1 protein-coding gene is annotated in these 455 nt (G+C 44.4%); it reads right to left on the bottom strand.

Annotated features, from left to right (window positions below):
- On the bottom strand, nucleotides 1-403 hold a 403-nt coding region (locus tag CXF74_RS21695), incomplete at its 3' end, for an RHS repeat domain-containing protein (protein WP_157822532.1).
- Between the last annotated feature and the right edge of the window lie 52 nt (nucleotides 404-455).

Below are 455 nucleotides of genomic sequence, written 5' to 3'. Positions count from 1 at the left end.
GTTCAAGCGGATCGGTGATACGACTGACTAGACCTAGCTCGTTATACTGGTAATGATGACTTTCACCGAGTGGATTGGTTTGCTGGCTCAGTTGTCCAAGCTCATTATAACTGCGTTGCCAACGGTTACCGAGTGGGTCGATACTGGCAGTAATATTACCTAGGTTATCGCGTTCAAGTTGGTGTTGTGCACCGCTACTGTCAATAAACGTACGTAACTGATCGTTAGAATAATCATAGACATAACGCAATGCAGCTTGCATCGGATTAGTTTCACTAACTAGGTTGCCACGCTCATCATAACTATAACGGGTAACACCACCTTCTTGGTCTTGATGATAAACAGGTAAACCGCGATCATTAAACTGATAGGTTTCAGTACCGCCACGGGTATCGGTGACCACAACAGAATTGTTAGGTGTGCTCGACTTGAAATGGTAATTGTAGGTCTGTTAC

It is taken from the genome of Psychromonas sp. Urea-02u-13 (assembly GCF_002835995.1).
Taxonomy (GTDB): Bacteria; Pseudomonadota; Gammaproteobacteria; order Enterobacterales; family Psychromonadaceae; genus Psychromonas.
This window is presented reverse-complemented; position numbering and strand designations above follow the sequence as displayed.